General features: G+C 59.5%; 23 protein-coding genes. 16 read left to right on the plus strand and 7 right to left on the minus strand.

Annotated features, from left to right (window positions below; translation table 11 throughout):
- Positions 1-53 precede the first annotated feature (53 nt).
- The 4 genes from FOT55_RS19945 to FOT55_RS19960 all read right to left on the minus strand — a co-directional run bounded on the left by FOT55_RS19945 (position 54) and on the right by FOT55_RS19960 (position 3,700).
- Complete coding sequence (locus tag FOT55_RS19945) at positions 54-1,046, minus strand: D-cysteine desulfhydrase (RefSeq protein WP_025303239.1); 993 nt, start codon at positions 1,044-1,046, stop codon at positions 54-56.
- Between the two features lie 125 nt (positions 1,047-1,171).
- A complete protein-coding gene (fliZ, locus tag FOT55_RS19950; RefSeq protein WP_025303240.1) occupies positions 1,172-1,681 on the minus strand; it encodes a flagella biosynthesis regulatory protein FliZ in 510 nt (169 codons plus the stop codon).
- A gap of 55 nt (positions 1,682-1,736) precedes the next feature.
- Complete coding sequence (locus FOT55_RS19955) at positions 1,737-2,459, minus strand: RNA polymerase sigma factor FliA (RefSeq protein WP_004934752.1); 723 nt, start codon at positions 2,457-2,459, stop codon at positions 1,737-1,739.
- Between the two features lie 182 nt (positions 2,460-2,641).
- A complete protein-coding gene (locus tag FOT55_RS19960) occupies positions 2,642-3,700 on the minus strand; it encodes a FliC/FljB family flagellin (RefSeq protein WP_141968195.1) in 1,059 nt (352 codons plus the stop codon).
- A 281-nt stretch (positions 3,701-3,981) separates the two neighbouring features.
- Between FOT55_RS19960 and fliD the strand changes: the two genes are divergently transcribed.
- The 4 genes from fliD (at position 3,982) to FOT55_RS19985 (ending at position 7,356) form a co-directional block, all read left to right on the plus strand.
- On the plus strand, positions 3,982-5,382 hold the full coding sequence (gene fliD / locus FOT55_RS19970; protein ID WP_060433356.1) for a flagellar filament capping protein FliD: 1,401 nt from the start codon (positions 3,982-3,984) through the stop codon (positions 5,380-5,382).
- Positions 5,383-5,408: 26 nt separating this feature from the next.
- Entirely contained in the window at positions 5,409-5,819 is a 411-nt protein-coding gene (gene fliS, locus FOT55_RS19975) for a flagellar export chaperone FliS (protein ID WP_025303243.1), read from the plus strand.
- A complete protein-coding gene (fliT, locus tag FOT55_RS19980) occupies positions 5,819-6,187 on the plus strand; it encodes a flagella biosynthesis regulatory protein FliT (RefSeq protein ID WP_004934765.1) in 369 nt (122 codons plus the stop codon). The genes fliS and fliT overlap by 1 nt, the downstream gene beginning before the upstream one ends.
- A 308-nt stretch (positions 6,188-6,495) precedes the next feature.
- On the plus strand, positions 6,496-7,356 hold the full coding sequence (locus FOT55_RS19985) for a helix-turn-helix transcriptional regulator (RefSeq protein WP_025303244.1): 861 nt from the start codon (positions 6,496-6,498) through the stop codon (positions 7,354-7,356).
- A 479-nt stretch (positions 7,357-7,835) separates the two neighbouring features.
- Here FOT55_RS19985 and FOT55_RS19990 read toward each other — a convergent pair whose 3' ends face one another.
- Complete coding sequence (locus tag FOT55_RS19990) at positions 7,836-8,765, minus strand: LysR family transcriptional regulator (protein ID WP_025303245.1); 930 nt, start codon at positions 8,763-8,765, stop codon at positions 7,836-7,838.
- A 128-nt stretch (positions 8,766-8,893) separates the two neighbouring features.
- Here FOT55_RS19990 and FOT55_RS19995 point away from each other — a divergent pair, with 128 nt between their 5' ends.
- Entirely contained in the window at positions 8,894-9,493 is a 600-nt protein-coding gene (locus FOT55_RS19995; RefSeq protein WP_147823922.1) for an FMN-dependent NADH-azoreductase, read from the plus strand.
- A 173-nt stretch (positions 9,494-9,666) separates the two neighbouring features.
- Here the strand turns inward: FOT55_RS19995 and FOT55_RS20000 are convergent, their stop codons facing one another.
- Positions 9,667-9,867: a hypothetical protein gene (locus FOT55_RS20000; protein ID WP_025303247.1), complete on the minus strand. Its 201-nt coding sequence runs from the start codon at positions 9,865-9,867 to the stop codon at positions 9,667-9,669.
- An 80-nt stretch (positions 9,868-9,947) separates the two neighbouring features.
- Positions 9,948-10,262 carry a flagellar hook-basal body complex protein FliE gene (gene fliE / locus FOT55_RS20005; RefSeq protein ID WP_025159836.1) on the minus strand — a complete coding sequence of 105 codons (315 nt, stop codon included), beginning with the start codon at positions 10,260-10,262 and terminating at the stop codon, positions 9,948-9,950.
- 315 nt (positions 10,263-10,577) lie between these two features.
- Here fliE and fliF point away from each other — a divergent pair, with 315 nt between their 5' ends.
- The 11 genes from fliF to fliP all read left to right on the plus strand — a co-directional run bounded on the left by fliF (position 10,578) and on the right by fliP (position 20,245).
- Positions 10,578-12,272 (plus strand): flagellar basal-body MS-ring/collar protein FliF, encoded by a 1,695-nt coding sequence (gene fliF, locus FOT55_RS20010; RefSeq protein WP_049204117.1) that lies wholly within the window; start codon positions 10,578-10,580, stop codon positions 12,270-12,272.
- Positions 12,269-13,261, plus strand: coding sequence for a flagellar motor switch protein FliG (fliG, locus tag FOT55_RS20015; RefSeq protein ID WP_025303249.1), 993 nt, complete (start codon positions 12,269-12,271; stop codon positions 13,259-13,261). The genes fliF and fliG overlap by 4 nt, the downstream gene beginning before the upstream one ends.
- Positions 13,254-13,958, plus strand: coding sequence for a flagellar assembly protein FliH (gene fliH, locus FOT55_RS20020; RefSeq protein WP_025303250.1), 705 nt, complete (start codon positions 13,254-13,256; stop codon positions 13,956-13,958). Before fliG ends, fliH begins: the two co-directional genes overlap by 8 nt.
- Positions 13,958-15,319, plus strand: a complete 1,362-nt coding sequence (fliI, locus tag FOT55_RS20025; protein WP_004934781.1) for a flagellar protein export ATPase FliI — start codon at positions 13,958-13,960, stop codon at positions 15,317-15,319. The genes fliH and fliI overlap by 1 nt, the downstream gene beginning before the upstream one ends.
- Positions 15,320-15,340: 21 nt before the next feature.
- Entirely contained in the window at positions 15,341-15,787 is a 447-nt protein-coding gene (gene fliJ / locus FOT55_RS20030) for a flagellar export protein FliJ (protein WP_043138615.1), read from the plus strand.
- Positions 15,784-17,013: a flagellar hook-length control protein FliK gene (locus tag FOT55_RS20035; protein ID WP_147823923.1), complete on the plus strand. Its 1,230-nt coding sequence runs from the start codon at positions 15,784-15,786 to the stop codon at positions 17,011-17,013. The genes fliJ and FOT55_RS20035 overlap by 4 nt, the downstream gene beginning before the upstream one ends.
- A gap of 165 nt (positions 17,014-17,178) precedes the next feature.
- Positions 17,179-17,664: a flagellar basal body-associated protein FliL gene (gene fliL / locus FOT55_RS20040; RefSeq protein ID WP_025303253.1), complete on the plus strand. Its 486-nt coding sequence runs from the start codon at positions 17,179-17,181 to the stop codon at positions 17,662-17,664.
- 5 nt (positions 17,665-17,669) lie between these two features.
- A complete protein-coding gene (fliM, locus tag FOT55_RS20045; protein ID WP_025303254.1) occupies positions 17,670-18,674 on the plus strand; it encodes a flagellar motor switch protein FliM in 1,005 nt (334 codons plus the stop codon).
- Positions 18,667-19,083 carry a flagellar motor switch protein FliN gene (fliN, locus tag FOT55_RS20050; RefSeq protein ID WP_038876868.1) on the plus strand — a complete coding sequence of 139 codons (417 nt, stop codon included), beginning with the start codon at positions 18,667-18,669 and terminating at the stop codon, positions 19,081-19,083. The genes fliM and fliN overlap by 8 nt, the downstream gene beginning before the upstream one ends.
- Entirely contained in the window at positions 19,083-19,487 is a 405-nt protein-coding gene (fliO, locus tag FOT55_RS20055; RefSeq protein WP_025303256.1) for a flagellar biosynthetic protein FliO, read from the plus strand. Before fliN ends, fliO begins: the two co-directional genes overlap by 1 nt.
- Positions 19,484-20,245, plus strand: coding sequence for a flagellar type III secretion system pore protein FliP (fliP, locus tag FOT55_RS20060; RefSeq protein WP_025303257.1), 762 nt, complete (start codon positions 19,484-19,486; stop codon positions 20,243-20,245). The genes fliO and fliP overlap by 4 nt, the downstream gene beginning before the upstream one ends.
- Positions 20,246-20,262 lie beyond the last annotated feature (17 nt).

A 20,262-nucleotide genomic window follows, 5' to 3' on the forward strand; every position in this document is an offset into this window, starting at 1 on the left:
ATAAAGGAATATAACTTTATAAATATAGTTCAAAATGGAATAACAAGCGGTTTTTACACCTGCGGATGGTAGGCGAACAGCGCCGGCGCACCACCGGTGTGAACGAACAGAATAGGGCCCTCATCGCGGAAGCGCCGCTGGGCGATGCCGTCGATCAAACCGGCCATCGCTTTGCCGGTGTATACCGGATCCAGCAACACGCCCTCTTGCTGCGCCAGCAGCTGAACCGCCGCCATGCCCTCTTCGTTCGGCATGCCGTACTGCGGCGCGAAATAATCGTCCCACAGCGCGATCGGCGCCAGCTCGTCGATATTCAGCGAACAAGCCAGGGCTTTCTGGATCTGCTCCACCTTCGGCAGTTGATCGATCACGGTGCGCGAGACCGTCACGCCGATCAACTCGGTTTCCGGCAGCAGCTGTTGCAACCCCACCGCCAGCCCGGCGTGAGTGCCGGCGCTGCCGGACGCCACCACCACAGAACTGAACGCCACGTTGCTGCGTTGGCTCTGTTCGGCAATTTCCAATGCGCACTGCACGTATCCCAGCGCGCCCAGGGCATTGGAACCACCCACCGGCACCACGTAAGGCCGGAACCCCTGCGCCTCAAGGCGCGTCGCCAGTTCCGCCAGCTGTTGCTGCGGATCGTGCAGCGCTTCGCACATCACCACCTCGGCGTTGAACAGGCCGAGCAACAGGCGGTTGCCGTTGGTCAGGTAGTTTTCCGCGCGGGTGTCGATAGGGTTTTCCAGCAGCGCGACGCAGTGCAGGCCGAGTTTCGCCGCCACCGCCGCCGTCTGGCGCACGTGGTTGGATTGAATGGCGCCGGCGGTGACCAGCGTATCGGCGCCTTGTCGCAGCGCGTCGGCGGCCAGAAACTCGAGCTTTCTCAGCTTGTTGCCACCCATGGCCATTGGAGTGACATCGTCACGTTTGAGGTAGATTTCGCGGCCGAGGTAATCGGAGAGACGGGACAGCTTTTCGAGCGGTGTGGCGGTGCCAACCAGATCCAGACGCGGAAATTGCGCCAGTTGTTGTTGCAGGTTCACTACTTCCCCCCAGGGAATCGAATATCAACATCTGATAACCGATAGATTTAGCAGATGTGAACTGAATAATCATCCTTTATCACGGGGGAAACAGCAGGCCCCGGCCCAACGGCCGGGGAAAAGTCTCAGTAGCTGCGCTGCCAGGCGAGATACTGATCGTATTTGCGCAGCGCAATGCGGTAGTTATTGTGCGCCGCGGTAGGCAGATCGTCGATGATGCGCTGATGGCTGGCGCTGCTGGCGAATTTATCCGCCGGATAGTTGCGCGCCACCAGCATTTCGTCCAGCCGGCGCAGCCGCACTACATACTCACGGATGGTGCTGTGGCTCATCTCGGTCTGTTCGAACAGATACTGCTTGAACGCCATGATGTCGAAATAGCTCGGGTGGCTGTTGCAGGAGATCTCGCTGCAAAAGCGGCACAGCGCGGTCAGCTCGTGCTGCACGTTTTGCCAGACCGCATCGTCGATCGGCTGATCCATGCGCGCGATGGCTTCTTTATTGATAATCTTGCCGCGAAACACCAGCGCCATGCGGTCCAACAGTTTGCCGCACTGGGAGCAATGGGTCTGGCTGTGCTTGTAGTCTTTCAGGTAACGGCTAAGCGGCCGTTTCTTCAACAGTATTCCTGGCATAAAGGGCAGTCCGATTGTCGCATGAGTCATCGAGTTGAGGGGCGGCGGGTCGCCGTCAGGTATCGTTCGCCAGCCGCGCACGCAGCCGTTTGATCGCCTGACTGTGCAGTTGGCTGACGCGGGACTCCCCGACGTCCAGCACGGCGCCGATCTCTTTGAGATTCAACTCTTCCTGGTAATACAGCGTCAGCACCATTTTTTCGCGCTCCGGCAACGCCTCGATGGCGTCGATCACCCGCTGGCGCAGGCTGCCTTCCAACAGGTGATGCAGCGGGTTGGCCTCTTCATGCCCTTCCAGCATCGGTTCCGCGTTTTCGCCATGCTCCTCGCGCCATTCGTCGTAGGAGAAAAGCTGGCTGTTATTGGTGTCCAACAGAATTTGACGGTACTCATCCAGCGAGATATTCAGCGTCTGCGCCACTTCCGTCTCGCTCGCCGGGCGGCCGTAACGCTGTTCCAGTTGCCGCATCACCTGCGCGACCTCACGCGCATGGCGTCGCACGCTGCGCGGCACCCAGTCGCGGCTGCGCAGCTCGTCGAGCATCGCGCCGCGAATGCGCTGCACCGCATAGGTGGTAAAGGCGGTTCCCTGTAGGGCGTCATAACGCTCAACGGCGTTCAATAGCCCGATTCCCCCGGCCTGCAGCAGGTCGTCAAGCTCCACGCTGGCGGGCAGCCTGACCTGCAGGCGCAACGCCTCGTGGCGCACTAACGGCACGTAGCGCAGCCAGAGAGAATTTTTGTCCATCACGCCTTCGGCGGTATACAGATCGCTCACTATGTCTTAAACCTGCGGATAAGAGAGTCAGCGCTATTATGCGTAGGGGGCGAAATGCCAATCGGCTGAACAGTCGCACAAAACAGGCTTTATTTGCGCCATGTAATAACAGCGCGGTGCGCGAGCATAAAAAAACCCCGCCGAAGCGGGGTTTCTTTGCGACAGTTAATCGGGAGAGACGATTAACGCAGCAGGGACAGAACGTTCTGAGTAGACTGGTTAGCCTGTGCCAGAACAGAGGTGCCAGCCTGTTGCAGGATGTTGGCACGGCTCATGTTGGACACTTCGGTCGCGTAGTCAGCATCCTGAATACGGGACTGAGAGGCGGACAGGTTGTTCACGGTGCTGTTCAGGTTGTTGATAACAGAATCGAAACGGTTCTGTACCGCACCCAGGGAAGAACGCAGGCCGTCAACCTGTGCCAGCGCTTTGTCCAGGGTATCCAGTGGGTTTTTCATGGTGACGGCAGTGCCTTCGGTTACTTTACCGTCTTTGTCTACAGAGGCTGCAGCGTAAGTTTTAGCACCGGTAGTTTTGTCGGTAGTTTCGACAAACATCGCATCTTTACCATCTGCACCTTTACCAGAGATCAGCGCCTTACCGTCAGCCAAACCGCTTTTCGCAGTGGCAGCATCGTAAACAACGTCTTCACCGGTAGCAGCTTTGATGTGAGCGCCGGTAGCAATCGCGGAACCCGCAGTAGGGCCTTTAGTAGTAACGTCGAAGCCATCCAGACCCAGTTTAGTGGAGTCGATTTTCTGCAGGTTGATGTCGATAGTTTCACCGTCGTTAGCGCCAACCTGGATGGTCAGTTTCTGATCGCTGCTCAGCACTTTCACGCCGTTGAAGTCAGTCTGCGCGGAGATACGGTTGATTTCCGACATGCGCTCGGTGATTTCGTCCTGGATGGATTTCAGGTCGCTGCTGGAGTTAGAACCGTTCTGCGCCTGTACGGTCAGACGACGGATGTTCTGCAGGTTGTCGTTAACTTCGTTCAGTGCGCCTTCAGTGGTCTGCGCCAGAGAGATACCGTCGTTGGCGTTACGGGAAGCCTGAGTCAGGCCTTTGATGTTCGCGGTGAAACGGTTGGAGATCGCCTGACCCGCAGCATCGTCTTTCGCGCTGTTGATACGCAGACCGGAAGACAGACGCTCAATCGCAGTGCCCAGAGAAGACTGAGATTTGTTCAGGTTGTTCTGCGCCATCAGCGACAGGCTGTTAGTGTTGATTACTTGTGCCATTGTTTGCTTTCCTTACGAGTCAGTTGCGTTCTTCGCAACACAGTTAAAAGGTTCGGGCTTATTTGCCCACGGCGTCAACCACCGTCCCCTCAGGTATCGGCCCTCCCCTAACAACCTTTAGCAATTTTTTAAAATTTTTTGCGTCTGCGGCAATGGCAGAAATAACGTGGTTTTTCCCTCCTCTATTGCGCCATCGGTTTTTTGCTTTTTTCGGTAAACTTTTTCATCACTGGGCCGATAACGCGTAAAGCGAATAAAGTCATCATCAAGGAGAATTACTCATGGCAACGATCAGTTCATTAGGTCTCGGCTCAGGACTCGACCTCAACGGCCTGCTGGATAAGCTGACCAAGGCGGAACAACAGCGCCTGACCCCCTACACCACCAAGCAATCCAGCTATAACGCCCAGCTGACCGGTTACGGCACGCTCAAAGGCGCATTGGAAAAGTTCGACAACCTCAGCAAGGAGATGGCGAAAGAGGACTTCTTCAAGGCGACTACCGCCACCGAACATGACGCCTTTAAAATCACCACCAACGCCAAGGCGGTACCGGGCAACTACGTGGTGGAAGTGAACAAACTGGCGCAGGCGCAAACCCTGACCACGCAGGCGAAAGTCAGCGATCAAGGCGAAAAATTAGGTAAAGAAGGCATCACCAACCGCTCTCTGACCATCACCGCCGGCAACCCGCCGAAAGAAACCAAGATCCCGCTCAGCGACGATCAAACCTCTCTGCTTGAGATGCGCGACGCCATCAACGGCGCCAAAGCCGGCGTCACCGCCAGCATCATGCGCGTCGGCGACAACGACTATCAGCTGGCGATCAGCTCCTCCACCACCGGCGAAAACAACAAGATTTCCCTCCAGGTCGATAACGACGATAAGCTGGGCGATATCCTGAACTACAACGCCACCCGCGGCACCACCACTGCCATGAAGCAGACGGTCGCGCCGCAGGATGCGGAGCTGATGGTGAACGGCACAGCCATCAAGCGCAGCACCAACTCGATCAGCGATGCCCTGCAGGGCGTTACCATCGATTTGAAAACCAAAACCAAAACCGATGAACCGCAGCACCTGGTGATCAGCGCCAACACCGCCGGCACCACCGACAAAATCAAAGAGTGGGTCGATAGCTATAACTCACTGCTGGACACCTTCAACGCACTGTCCAAGTTCACCCCGGTGAAAACCGGCGAAGCGCCAAACCCCAGCAACGGTCCGCTGCTGGGCGACAACACCCTGCGCGGCGTTCAGTCGTCGATCAAAAGCGCCCTGAGCGCAGCCCAGGATAACCCGGATTTGAAAGGCCTGGGCAACCTCGGTATTTCCACCAACACCAAAACCGGCAAGCTGGAAATCGACAGCGCCAAGCTGAAGAAAGCGATGGATGAGAAGCCGGATCAGGTCAGCAACTTCTTCGTCGGCAACGGCAAAGACACCGGCATGGCCACCGAGATCCACAACCAGATCCAAAGCTACATCAAATCCGGCGGCATCATCGAGAACTCGACCAAGAGCATCAACACCAACCTCGATCGCCTGAACAGCCAGATCACCACGGTCACCGCCAGCATTCAGAACACCATCGATCGTTATAAACAACAGTTCGTTCAGCTGGATACCATGATGTCGAAAATGAACGGCACCAGTAACTATTTGGCTCAACAGTTCAAGTAACCCTTTAACAAGGTAAAGAAAACAGCATGTATAACCGTAGCGGCACTCAGGCCTATGCACAGGTCAGTCTGGAAAGCGGCGCCATGAGCGCCAGCCCGCACCAGTTAATCGTGATGTTGTTCGACGGGGCGCTCAGCGCCCTGCTTCGCGCACGCATCCTGATGAACCAGGGCGATATCGCCGGCAAAGGTATGGCGCTGTCCAAAGCCATCAACATCATCGACAACGGTCTGAAAAGCGGCCTCGATCCTCAGCAGGGCGGCGAGATCGCCGAAAACCTGGCGGCGTTGTACGACTATATGAAGCGTCGGCTGATGCAGGCCAACCTGCACAACGACGAAGCGGCGATCGCCGAAGTGGTCAAACTGCTGGAAAACATCGCCGACGCCTGGCGCCAGATTGGCCCTAACTACCAACCTTCGCAGGACGCCATGTAATGGAACGTCAACAGCAGCTGTTAGCCGCTTATCAACAAATTTATAGCCTGAGCAGCCAGATGATCGCGCTGGCGCAAACCGGGCGCTGGGAGGAGCTCGTCGAGCTCGAATTCGCTTACGTGACGGCGGTGGAAAAAACCGCCGCCTTCACCGGGCAAGCCGGCCCGTCAATGGCGCTGCAGGAAATGCTGCGCAATAAGCTGCAACAGATCCTCGACAACGAAACCGAGCTCAAACGTCTGTTACAGCAGCGGATGGATGAGCTGAAGATGCTGATCGAACAGTCCACGCGCCAGAACGTGGTCAACAATACCTACGGCCAGTTTCATGATCGTGCGCTGTTGCTGGGGGAACCACAGGTCCGATAAGATCGACAATACTGACGAAAATGGATTAAATAGCACTATGCGCTATTACTCTCGGGTTACGTTAGGATATTAATCTATGGCATTTGAATTATTCAGTTTATGGGTAATTGGTAAAATGCGCGCTTCGAGCCTGGCTCTCACTTTAATGGATAAACATTATCCCGACACGGACGTTTTCTGTTCAGCAGGAAATTGATTTTTGATAGATAAAACACGCCGCTGTGTTTCACGGCCCATGGAAAAATGTTGCTCCAACGCGGATCAAAGCGTAAAGATATTCTCAGATAATGGCTGCGAAATGAATATCGATGGAACGTACAATTAATCTCTGTCCAGGAATTGGCGCCTCAGCGCACATCATTCAGCATACTGAATTATTATTCCCTTCAGTCTATTTTGAGCAACCACATCTGTATCTGATACAACAAGGCCATAAGCGCGTACGCTGGCAACAACACGAGGTGGTGGCTCATGCCGGCGAGCTGTTGATTATCGACGGGGGGCAAACGGTGGATATTATTAATGGCCCATCCGCAGAAGGTGTTTTCAGCTGCCAGTTGCTGACCTGCGATCCACGGCTGCTCACGATTCAGCCTCCGGCTGAGGAAGCGCCGACGCCAATGCCGTTCGATGCCGTCCTGGCGCTGCGCAACCTGCCCTGCGCCCTGAAGCACAGTTTTGAGACGACCAGCCTGGCGCTGGCGCTCCGGCAGCGGTTTCCCACCATCATCGTGCGGCACAAAATGCTGGAAATTCTGCTGTGGCTGGCCCAGTTCGGCATTCGCTTCATCCACAACGAAGCCAAAGACCTCACCCAACGCGTGCGTCGCTGCCTGGCAACCGATCCGCACAGCATTTGGACGGCGGCCAAAGTGGCGGAGAGCCTGTCGATGAGTGAAGTGATGCTGCGCCGCAAACTGTCGATGGAAAATACCGCATTGCGTAATCTGATGATCGACGTGCGCATGAGTAGCGCGCTGGCCCTGCTGCAGTCGACCGACTGGCCGATCTCCGCCATTGCGCAACATGTCGGCTATGAAAGCGCATCACGTTTCGCCGAACGTTTTCGCAAACGTTTCGGTTTCGCCCCTACCGCTATTCGCGGTCATCAAAGGATTATGGAACCCGGCTCTCAAGGCATTGAGTCGCTGGTCGCCGGAGAAACCTAAATAGACGCGTAACAAAATGGCTTTATTTGACACAGATCCCTAACGATTGTCACACCGCCGAGATACGCTACGCAACGTTCATCCGCCGAAGAGCGAAATAAATGATGCGTAATGAAAAGCGATTATTTTCTCTAGCAATCACGTTGTTGGGGCTGTGGCTGTTGGTATTGTTGTATGAAGAAGACATGATGCGTTTACTTGCCGCACAATAAAACGGCCAGGCTTTTTATCGCCTGGTCAGACTTCAGTCCAGTTTAACCAGAACGCCAATTAATACGGCAAGTACCGTCAGCATTAAAATACTGATCAGACGCCATCTGGATTCGCTTTTCGTGCTCATTGACCTGCCTCGAATAATAACCCTACTAATCAGGCTATAATAAACGGTCACCTGCGTATTCAATAAGCCTGACAGCACCGTTTTCGCCCCTCTATTCGGTAGATTAGCGCCCATTCCTTGTCGGTTGCGACACCGGCCATTAGCACGGCAATACCGGTGGTGCCACAAGCGCCAATTTCCCCGGTAGCTCCGCCACCAGTTTTTCCACCGCCAGCCGCACCTTGAGCGGCTGGTAAGGCATATAGGGCCACACGGCATTCACCGGAAAACTGAGGCTGGATCCACCGCGCATGATTTCCACCAGCGTCCCTGCCATCAGCCGCTCGCGTACCAGCCACTCCGGCAGCCAGGCAATACCGGCTCCGGCGGAAACGGCATCGACGATCCCCTGCATGTCATCCATCATCATCTTGGCCGGTGGCCTGAACGACTGCAGCTCACCGTTTTCGCCGCGAAGTTGCCAGGGCAACACGGCGCCGGCGTGCAGATACCCCACCGCCTGGTGTTGGCTTAACGCGTCCAGCGTGCTCGGTTCACCACTGCGCCGCAGGTAGTCGGGCGAGGCGCACAGCAGCATGCCGTGTTCGCCCAAGCGCCGGGCAACCAAACTGCCGCTGTCCGCCAGTTCGCCGATGCGAACCGCCAGATCGAACCCCTCATCGATCAGATCGATCCTGCGGTCGTTGAACGAAATTTCCAGCGTCAGTAAGGGATGCTCATTCGCCAGTGCCGTCATCAAGGGTGCAATGCACAGATGGCCGAACAACACCGGCATCGAGATCCTGAGCCGGCCTCGGACCTGCATCTTGCCACTGTCCAACTGGTTTTCCGCCGCCTGAACGTTCGCCAACGCCTGCCGGCAGTGCTCGTAGTACAACGCCCCTTCATCCGTCAGGCTCAGGCTGCGCGTCGTGCGCATAAACAACATCACGCCCAGCCGCGCCTCCAGACGCGACACGATTTTGCTGACCGCAGAACGTGTCAGATGCAGTTTTTCTGCGGCGGCGGCAAAACTGCCGCCTTCCGCTACGGCAACAAACGCCGGCAGTGCGCTGAGATCGCTTTTCATCTTAATGCTTCCAAATTGGAATCAATCAAGTGAAAACCTATCACCACTGGTGAGAATCAGGCAATGGTAACCTGCAGTCATTCCGGAGTCCCGGTGAAAACCACAGATTACCGTCAGAGGACAACAGCATGAAAAAAATACTGGTACTCAAATCCAGCATTATGGGAAACGACTCGCAGACCAATAACCTGATTGACCACTATCTGGCGGCGCGTCGGGCCAAAGGATATGAAGATCAGATCGTCGAACACGATTTGACGGCCTTGGATCTGCCGGTATTGGACGGCGAGCTGTTCGATGCGCTGCGAGGCGCAGAAAACACCAGTCAACGCGCCAAAGCGGCGGTGGCGCTTTCCGATCGGCTGATTGCCGAACTGAAAGGGAGCGATATGCTGCTGATCGGGGCACCAATGTACAACCTCAATGTACCAACCCAGCTGAAAAACTGGTTCGATCTGGTGGCCCGCGCCCGGGTAACGTTCAACTATACCGCCACCTACCCGGTCGGGTTGGTCGAGGGCGTCAATGCGCTGGTATTCAGTTCACGCGGCGGCGTACACGCCGGCCAGCCGACCGACGCCGTGACGCCGTACCTGCGCTCGGTGATGGGGCTGATGGGGATCGGCGACGTGCAGTTTATCTATGCCGAAGGGCTGGATATGAAACCGCACGGCCTCGCTCAGGGGTTGGCGAACGCCCGCGAGCGGATCGCAGAATTGGCAGGCTGAAGCAAACGCACAGCAGCATTGATTTGTTATAACATAACAAATATGATAACCGCGTCGGCACCACTTCGAGCGGGCGTCGACGCTCCTACATCACATACATAAATGTTTTATCGCACCTTCAGCCAGCTATTTCGATAGCTGGTTTTTTTTGCCTATTGGCTGAAGTCGTGACTTCAGTATTGCCGGGCAGCGCGTTTCATTTCTCGCTCGCCGGGCGACTGCGTTTTCACCGACAGTGGCGCGACAAACGCTTTCCATTCTTTGCCGGCGTCCTGATGAGCCGCATTTTTTTGTGCCGATGAATAGTCATCGTTTTGCCCGGCGCATCCAGACAACGCCATGATACCCAGAGCAAGATACAGCGATTTGTACATCATCCTATCCCGATAAATGACCGTCGCTATAGGGTAACAGCGCCGACCCAAATTTCACTGAAAAATGATCGGCACGTTCATCACACCGGCATATTCATAATATCCTGGTAGGCCGCCACCAGCTTGTTGCGCACCTGTACGCCCAGCTGTAAAGACACCGACGATTTCTGCAGATCGACCATCACATCGTTCAGGCTGATGCCCGGCACGCCCAGTTCGAAATCCTGCGCCTGTTTGCGCGCCGTTTGCTGGGTCTCGCTGATCTTGCCGAGCGCCGCGGTCAGTTCGCTGGCGAAGCTGACGCCCTGCGGCGCCGCATTCTGCCCCATCTTGCCGGCCTGAACTGCCATGGTCTGCATCTGCTGCAGTACCCCTTCAATGCCCTGAATCGCCATCTGATCCTCAATCATCTCGTCTCGCCGGGTGACGTTTTCACCCTGCACTTCTCCAATGATGCACACCCTAGCACAGCGTTTTCAGACCTAAAGCGGTTAATTAACTGCAAAAAACCCGGCTTATCGGGCAATCGGAATCGTCTGATAAGGCGAATAATGGCCTGCCCAGAAATGGGAGCGCCGCTATTTAGAAGATATGTGTATCAGGGAGTCTGTTTTGTCACACAACGCTAACCATACCGTTCATCAGCCTGGCAGGGAGCTGCTCAGCGGCCCATACGGGATCGTGAGCGCCATTGAAGGACGAGACCTAAAATGAGTGCTTCGATAACCGCCGGCGAAAGCCGCGACAACGGCCTGCAAGCCATCTGGAATCGTCTGCGCGCCAACCCGAAAATTCCGTTGCTGGTCGCCGCTTCCGCCGCGATCGCGATCGTCGTCGCGCTGCTGTTGTGGGTGAAAAGCCCCGACTACCGCGTGCTGTACAGCAATCTGAACGACCGCGACGGCGGCGCCATCGTCACCCAGCTGACGCAGATGAATATCCCTTATCGCTTTGCCGAAAATGGCGCAGCGCTGCTGATCCCGGCGGAAAAAGTGCATGAAACCCGTCTGCGCCTCGCGCAGCAAGGGCTGCCGAAAGGCGGCGCCGTCGGTTTCGAACTGCTGGATCAGGAAAAATTCGGCATCAGCCAGTTCAGCGAGCAGATCAACTATCAGCGCGCCCTTGAAGGCGAGCTGTCGCGCACCATCGAGTCGCTGGGGCCGGTGCAAAACGCCCGCGTTCACCTGGCGTTGCCGAAACCTTCGCTGTTCGTACGCGAACAGAAATCCCCTTCCGCGTCGGTGACGCTGACCCTGCAACCCGGCCGTGCGCTGGACGACGGCCAGATCAACGCCATCGTTTATATGGTGTCGAGCAGCGTCGCCGGCCTGCCGCCGGGCAACGTGACCGTGGTCGACCAGGCTGGCCGCCTGCTGACGCAGTCCGACGGCACCGGGCGCGATCTCAACGCCTCGCAGCTGAAATACGCCAACGAAGTGGAAAATGGCTTCCAGCGCCGCATCGAGGCGATCCTCGCCCCGGTGGTCGGCAGCGCCAACGTGCGCGCGCAGGTCACGGCGCAGATCGACTTCGCCACGCGCGAACAAACCGATGAACAGTACCAACCTAACCAACAGCCTGACAAAGCCGCTATTCGCTCTCAGCAAACCAGCCTGAGCGAGCAGATCGGCGGGCCACAGGTGGGCGGCGTGCCAGGCGCGCTGTCCAATCAGCCAAGCGCACCGGCCACCGCGCCGATTGAGACCGCCAAGCCGGCCAACGCCGCAGGCAACAATGCCACCGCGCAAAACGCCGCAACCACCCGCAGCGCGGCGGCCAACGGCGTACCGCAAAATACCCGTCGCGACGCGACCACCAACTACGAACTCGACCGCACCATTCGCCACACCCAGCAAAAAGCCGGCACCGTGCAGCGTCTGTCGGTCGCCGTGGTAGTCAACTACCTCGGCGTAGATAAAGACGGCAAACCGCAGCCGATGAGCAAAGAGCAGTTGGCGCAGATCGAAGCGCTGGTGCGTGAAGCGATGGGCTACTCCAGCAGCCGTGGCGATACCCTGAACGTGGTCAACACGCCGTTTACCGACAGTCAGGTGACCGGTGGCGAACTGCCGTTCTGGCAAAGCCAGTCGTTTATCGATCGCCTGATCGACGCGGGCCGCTATCTGCTGGTGCTGCTGGTGGCCTGGCTGCTGTGGCGCAAACTGGTGCGGCCACAGCTGCAACAGCGCCAGGCGGCGCAACAGGCCGCCATCGCCGCCGCCAATGCCCCTGCCGCCAAACCGGCCGACAGCGGCAAACCGAGCAACGAGGAGCTGGCGCAGCGTCGTAAATCGCAGCAGCGCGTCAGCGCAGAAGTCCAGAGCCAGCGGATCCGCGATCTGGCTGATAAAGACCCACGCGTGGTCGCTCTGGTAATCCGCCAATGGATGAGTAACGAGATATGAGCCTGACCGGAACCGACAAAAGCGCCATCTTGCTGATGACGCTGGGTGAAGATCGCGCGGCGGAGGTGTTCAAGCACCTCTCCTCGCGCGAAGTACAGCTGCTGAGCGGCACCATGGCCGGCATGAGCCAGGTTTCGCACAAACAGCTCGGCGAAGTACTGACCGAGTTTGAAGACGACGCCGAGCAATACGCGGCGCTGAGCGTCAACGCCAGCGACTATCTGCGCTCGGTGCTGGTCAAGGCCCTGGGCGAAGAGCGCGCCGCCAGCCTGCTGGAAGACATTCTCGAATCGCGCGAGACCACCACCGGCATGGAAACGCTCAACTTTATGGAGCCGCAGAGCGCTGCCGATCTGATCCGCGACGAACACCCGCAGATCATCGCCACTATTCTGGTGCACCTCAAACGCGGCCAGGCGGCGGATATCCTGGCCCTGTTCGACGAACGTCTGCGCAACGACGTGATGCTGCGTATCGCCACCTTCGGCGGCGTGCAGCCGGCGGCGTTGGCGGAGCTGACCGAAGTGCTGAACAACCTGCTCGACGGCCAGAACCTCAAGCGCAGCAAAATGGGCGGGGTGCGCACCGCCGCCGAGATCATCAACCTGATGAAAACCCAGCAGGAAGAAGCGGTCATCGACGCGATGCGCGAATACGACGGCGAGCTGGCGCAGAAGATCATCGACGAGATGTTCCTGTTCGAAAACCTGGTGGAAGTCGACGATCGCAGCATCCAGCGTCTGCTGCAGGAAGTGGAAGGCGAGTCGCTGCTGATCGCATTGAAAGGCGCCGAACAGCCGCTGCGCGAGAAGTTCCTCAAGAACATGTCGCAACGCGCCGCCGACATCCTGCGCGACGATCTGGCCAACCGTGGGCCGGTGCGCATGTCGCAGGTGGAGAACGAGCAGAAAGCCATCCTGTTGGTAGTAAGACGCCTGGCGGAAACCGGCGAAATGATCATTGGCGGCGGCGAGGACACCTATGTCTGATCGCATTAACACCCTGCCCTGGCAGCCCTGGTCGCTCAACGATTTGGGTGAACAGAAACCGGCGTTCGACCTGCCGCCGCTGCCGGATCTCGAACAAAGCGATCCGTCGCCGGACGCGCAGGCCGAATTGCAACAGCAGCTGGCGACGCTGCGGCTGCAGGCTGAGCAACAGGGCCAGCAGTTGGGCTATGCCGACGGCCAGCAAAAAGGCTATGAAGCCGGTTTTCAGTCCGGTCTGGAAGAAGGCCGTCAGCAAGGGCTGCTGGAAGCGCAGCAGCAGCAACAGCCGCTGACCGCCCACTGGCAGCAGTTGGTTACCGAATTCCAGCACACGCTGGACGCGCTCGACAGCGTGATCGCTTCACGGTTGATGCAGCTGGCGTTGACCGCCGCCAAACAGGTGCTGGGCCAGCCGCCGGTGTGCGACGGCACCGCCCTGCTCGCGCAGATCCAACAGCTGATCCAGCAGGAGCCGATGTTCAACGGTAAGCCGCAGCTGCGGGTCCACCCGGACGACTACCCCCGCGTCGAGCAACAGTTGGGGGTTACCCTCAGCCTGCACGGCTGGCGCCTTTTGGCGGACGGCGAACTGCATCCGGGCGGCTGCAAGGTCAGCGCCGAGGAAGGCGATCTCGACGCCAGCCTGGCGACGCGCTGGCATGAACTGTGCCGCCTGGCGGCACCGGGAGAAGTCTGATGACCGCGCGTCTCGGCCGCTGGCTGAGTTCTCTGGATACGCTGGAAAAACGCATCGCCCGCGCGCCGACGGTGCGCCGCTACGGCCGCCTGACCCGCGCCACCGGGCTGGTGCTGGAGGCTACCGGCCTGCAGCTGCCGCTCGGCGCGACCTGCCTCATCGAACGGCACGACGCCGGTGAAGTGCAGGAAGTGGAAAGCGAAGTGGTCGGCTTCAACGGCCAGCGGCTGTTCCTGATGCCGCTGGAAGAAGTCGAAGGCATCGTGCCGGGCGCGCGGGTTTACGCCCGCATCGCGCCGGAAGGCCAAAGCGCCGGCAAACAGCTGCCGCTCGGCCCAGCCCTGTTGGGACGGGTGCTGGACGGCAGCGCCAAACCGCTCGACGGCCTGCCTTCACCGGAAACCGGTTACCGCGCGCCGCTGATCACCGCGCCGTTCAACCCCTTGCAGCGCACGCCGATCGAGCAGGTGCTGGACGTGGGGGTGCGCACCATCAACGGTCTGCTGACCGTCGGTCGCGGCCAGCGCATGGGCCTGTTCGCCGGTTCCGGCGTCGGCAAGAGCGTGTTGCTCGGCATGATGGCCCGTTATACCCAGGCAGATGTGATCGTCGTTGGCCTGATCGGCGAGCGCGGCCGCGAGGTCAAAGACTTTATCGAGAACATTCTCGGTGCCGAAGGCCGGGCGCGCTCGGTGGTGATCGCTGCGCCGGCGGACGTATCGCCGTTGCTGCGCATGCAGGGGGCGGCCTACGCCACCCGCATCGCCGAAGATTTCCGCGATCGCGGGCAGCACGTGTTGCTGATCATGGACTCCCTTACCCGCTACGCCATGGCGCAGCGTGAGATCGCCCTGGCCATCGGCGAACCGCCGGCGACCAAAGGCTATCCGCCTTCGGTCTTCGCCAAACTGCCTGCGCTGGTGGAACGCGCGGGCAACGGCATCAGCGGCGGCGGTTCCATTACCGCCTTCTACACCGTGTTGACCGAAGGGGACGATCAGCAAGACCCGATCGCCGACTCGGCGCGCGCCATCCTCGACGGCCACGTGGTGCTGTCCCGGCGCCTGGCGGAAGCCGGCCATTACCCGGCTATCGACATCGAAGCGTCAATCAGCCGCGCCATGACGTCGCTGATCGACGAAGAGCATTATCGCCGGGTACGCACCTTCAAGCAGATGCTGGCCAGCTATCAGCGCAACCGCGATCTGATCAGCGTCGGCGCCTACGCGGCCGGCAGCGATCCGTTGCTGGACAAAGCGATGACGCTGTACCCGCAGATGGAAGCGTACCTGCAACAGGGCATCTTTGAACGCAGCGGCTACGATGAAGCCTGTCAACAGCTGCAGCAGTTGATTGTTTAACGTCACCAGAGGCGCACAGCGATGAAATCACAATCTCCCCTGATTACCCTGCGAGATCTGGCGCAGGATGCGGTGGAACAGGCCGCGCAACAGCTGGGCCAGGTACGGCAGGCGCAGCAGGCGGCAGAGCAACAGCTGTCGATGCTGCTCAACTATCAGGACGAATACCGCCAGAAGCTGAATCATACACTTTGCGACGGCATGGACAGCTCTAGCTGGCAAAACTACCAGCAGTTTATCGGCACGCTGGAACAGGCCATCGACCAGCACCGCCAGCAGCTGCTGCAGTGGGGGCAGAAAGTGGATCATGCGGTGAAGCAATGGCAAGACAAACAACAGCGGCTGAACGCTTTCGAGACCCTGCATACCCGCGCCTTAAATGCGGAGCAGCAGCAGGAGAACAAACGGGATCAAAAACTGATGGATGAGTTCGCTCAACGCAGTGCACAAAGGAATATCAACCCATGAATCTGAACGCCCTGCCCGGCCTGGCCTTACCCGGCGACGCCGGCGGCCTGGCCGAACTGACGTCGGCGCTGGATGAGAGCCAGTTGTCGTCGGCCTTCGCCCAGCTGCTCGGCGCACGTTTCGCGCCCGCCGCCGATGGCAAACAGCCGCCGGTCGCGCTGAGCGCGGACGAGGAATGCGCCCCGGCCCTGAGCCGCAACCAGCTCAATCAACTGCTAGCCACCTTCGGCGAGCGCGGCGGCCTGCTGCAGAACCCGGCCACCCCAGCCGATGCGCTTTCACCTGAAGGCGCCGAAGCCGAGGCACCCACCGCCGGCGACAAACCGGCGCAACCACCGATCGCCGCCGCCAAAGAGCTGGATGCCGCAACGCTGCAGGCGCTGTACGCCATGCTGCCGGCCGCGCTCGTCGCCCAGGCGCAACCGACCGAAGGCCAACGTTCGCTGCCGGTGGAAAACGCTGACGAGGCGACTGCACTGCTGCCCGGCAATGGCCTGCTGAACATTGCGGCGGCCGGTGATAAAACCGCCGCGCGTTCATCGGCATCCCCTGCTCCGTCGCTGACAGGGGCGAAAACGCCGGCCACCGGCGACGATAATGCCAAGGCGGCGCTCCCGCAACCGACCAGCGGTGAGCGCGCAAGTACCGCACAGCCGCTGCCGGCGAGCGATGCGCAGCAGCAACCGACGCTCAACCATGCCGTCGCCCTGGCCACCGCCAGCCCAACGCAAACGGCCGCACCGGCCAGCGCACTGGTGACCGCACCGCCTACGCCGCAGCTCAACGCGCAGCTGGGCAGCCCGGAATGGCAGCAGGCGTTGAACCAACAGGTGCTGATGTTCCACCGCAACGGCCAGCAAAGTGCCGAGCTGCGCCTGCACCCGCAGGAGCTGGGCGCCTTGCAGATCACGCTGAAACTGGACGATCAGCAGGCGCAATTGCACATTGCCTCCGCCCACGGTCAGGTGCGCGCGGCGGTGGAAGCAGCGATGCCGCAGCTGCGTCACGCGCTGGCGGAGAGCGGCATCAACCTGGGGCAAAGCAGCGTGGGCGGCGAGTCCACCCCGCAATGGCAACAGGGGCAGCAGCAGGCGTCCAACGGCCAGGGGCGTTCCAGCTATGCTGAACATGCTGGCGGTGAGGCTGCGGCCGCCGACGGCGTCAGCGCGCCGGTGGCGCTGCAGCGCATGGCCAGTGCGGTCAACGGCGTCGATATTTTCGCCTGAGCCGCCGCAAACGCCCAAGCTGGCACCCATTTGCGCGTCTATTCAGGCTATTGCACGCCGTGATAGACGCGATAATACCTTTACATGTCATGCGTGCGGCTTTGCCGCGCGCCATGCCCGCCGCCTCGCAGGCTGCGGGTGGAACAACAGGAATTAGATTTGGCTATGTCTCAGAACACCCTTCCGGCAGCACCGAAACGCTCCCTTCTGGTCATCCTGCTGGTATTGATCAGCGTCGTCGCCTGTGGCGCCGCGGGCTACAGCTGGTGGCTGCTGCAACAGCATAAAAACGGCGCCGAACCGGCCGCCGTCAAACAGCAACCGCCGGCCGCGCCGGTGTTCATGCCGCTCGACACCTTTACCGTCAACCTGGTGACGCCGGACAACAACCCGGATCGCGTGCTGTATATCGGCCTCACGCTGCGTCTGCCGGACGAAAGTACCCGCCGTCAGCTGAACGATTTTCTGCCGGAAGTGCGCAGCCGCTTGCTGATGCTGCTCTCCCGTCAGGAAGCGGGCCAGCTGGCCAATGAACAAGGGAAGCAACAGCTGGTGGCGCAGATTAAGGACGTGCTCAGCCCGCCGCTGGTTAAGGGACAACCGAAGCAGGTGGTCAGCGACGTGCTGTTCACCGCCTTCATACTGCGGTAATCACTATGGGCGATAGCATTCTTTCACAGGCAGAGATCGACGCCTTGCTCAACGGCGACAGCGCGGGTGATGAACCCGAAGCGATAGTCGGCAAAGAGAGCGAGGTTAAGCCTTACGATCCGAACACCCAGCGCCGCGTGGTGCGCGAGCGCCTGCACGCGCTGGAAATCATCAACGAACGTTTTGCCCGGCAGTTCCGCATGGGGTTGTTCAACCTGCTGCGCCGCAGCCCGGACATTACCGTCGGCCCGATCAAAATCCAGCCGTATCACGAGTTCGCCCGCAACCTGCCGGTGCCGACCAACCTGAACCTGGTGCATTTGAATCCGCTGCGCGGCACTGCCCTGTTCGTGTTCGCGCCGAGTCTGGTGTTCATCGCCGTCGACAACCTGTTCGGCGGCGACGGCCGCTTCCCGACCAAAGTCGAAGGCCGCGAATTCACCCCGACCGAACAGCGGGTGATCAAACGCATGCTGCGCCTGGCGCTGGACGCCTATGGCGACGCCTGGAGCGCCATCTACAAGATCGACGTGGAGTACGTGCGTGCCGAAATGCAGGTGAAGTTCACCAACATCACCACCTCGCCGAACGACATCGTGGTCACCACGCCGTTCCAGGTAGAGATCGGCGCGCTGACCGGCGAGTTCAACATCTGCATTCCGTTCGCGATGATCGAACCGCTGCGCGAGCTGTTGACCAACCCGCCGCTGGAAAATTCGCGGCAGGAAGACAGCCACTGGCGCGAAACGCTGGTGAAGCAGGTGCAGCACTCCGAACTGGAGCTGATCGCCAACTTCGTCGATATCCCGATGCGGCTGTCGAAAGTCCTGAAGCTGCAACCGGGCGATGTATTACCGATAGACAAGCCGGAACGCCTGATCGCCCATGTGGACGGCGTACCGGTTCTGACCAGCCAATACGGCACGTTAAACGGGCAATATGCCCTGCGTGTTGAACATTTGATTAACCCTATTTTGAATGCTCTGAGTGAGGAACAGCCCAATGAGTGATCCTAAGCAACCGTCTGGCGAAGGAAAGGAATCCGTAGACGATCTGTGGGCTGATGCGTTTAACGAGCAGCAGTCGACAGAGAAATCCGGCGCGAGCACCGAAGGGGTGTTCAAGTCGCTGGAAGCTCAGGATGCGCTCGGCAGCCTGCAGGATATCGACCTGATCCTGGATATTCCGGTCAAGCTGACCGTGGAACTGGGGCGCACCAAGATGACCATCAAAGAGCTGCTGCGCCTGTCGCAAGGCTCGGTGGTGGCGCTGGACGGCCTGGCCGGCGAGCCGCTGGACATCCTGATCAACGGTTACCTGATCGCACAAGGTGAAGTGGTGGTGGTGGCCGACAAGTTCGGTGTGCGCATCACCGACATTATCACCCCGTCCGAACGCATGCGTCGACTGAGCCGCTGATGACCGTTGCGGCGCCCGTAACCGTTCAAAGCAGCCAATCCCCCGCCGCGCCGGCCCTGCCGGCCGGTTCGGTGTTGATGCAGGTCAGCAGCGCGCTCGGCGGCATTCTGCTGCTGATCCTGCTGGCCGGTTGGCTGTTCCGTCGGCTGGGTTTCGCCCCGCAGGCGCGCAACAACAAACTGCTCAACCTGCGCGCCAGTTGCCAGGTCGGGCAGCGCGAGCGCGTGGTGGTGGTGGAAGTCGATGACACCTTGCTGGTACTGGGCGTCACCGCCCAGCAGATCACCCCGCTGCACACCCTGCCCGCCCCGCCGAAAGACGAGGGCGCGGCCGACGTGGCGACGCCGGCGGACTTCCGCCAACTGATGCAAAAAGTTCTGAAACGCCCGGAAAAATCGGCATGACCTCGACTCTTCATACCCTCGTCCGCCGTCCGGCGGTTTGGCTCCCTGCCGCCCTGCTGTTCATCAGCCCGGCGGCTTTGGCACAACTGCCGGGGCTGATCAGTCAGCCGCTGGCCAATGGCGGCCAAAGCTGGTCGCTGCCGGTGCAGACGCTGGTTCTGTTGACCTCGCTGACCTTCCTGCCGGCCATGCTGCTGATGATGACCAGCTTCACCCGCATCATCATCGTGCTCGGCCTGCTGCGCAACGCGCTGGGCACGCCTTCGGCGCCGCCGAACCAGGTGATGCTGGGGCTGGCGTTGTTCCTGACCTTCTTCATCATGTCGCCGGTGTTCGACAAGGTTTATCAGGACGCCTACCTGCCGTTCAGCCAGGACAAAATCGGGCTGGAAGTCGCGCTGGATAAAGGCGCGCAGCCGCTGCGCGAATTCATGCTGCGCCAAACGCGCGAAACCGATCTCGCGCTGTACGCCAGACTGGCCAATCAGCCGCCGCTGGCCGGCCCTGAGGCGGTGCCGATGCGCATCCTGCTGCCCGCCTACGTCACCAGCGAACTGAAAACCGCCTTCCAGATCGGCTTTACGGTGTTCATTCCGTTCCTGATTATCGACCTGGTGGTCGCCAGCGTGCTGATGGCGCTGGGGATGATGATGGTGCCGCCCGCCACCATCTCGCTGCCGTTCAAGCTGATGCTGTTCGTGCTGGTCGATGGCTGGCAGCTGCTGCTCGGCTCGCTGGCGCAGAGCTTCTATTCGTAACCCCTGACCGGAGAACG

This window comes from Serratia bockelmannii (genome assembly GCF_008011855.1).
Classification (GTDB): domain Bacteria; phylum Pseudomonadota; class Gammaproteobacteria; order Enterobacterales; family Enterobacteriaceae; genus Serratia; species Serratia bockelmannii.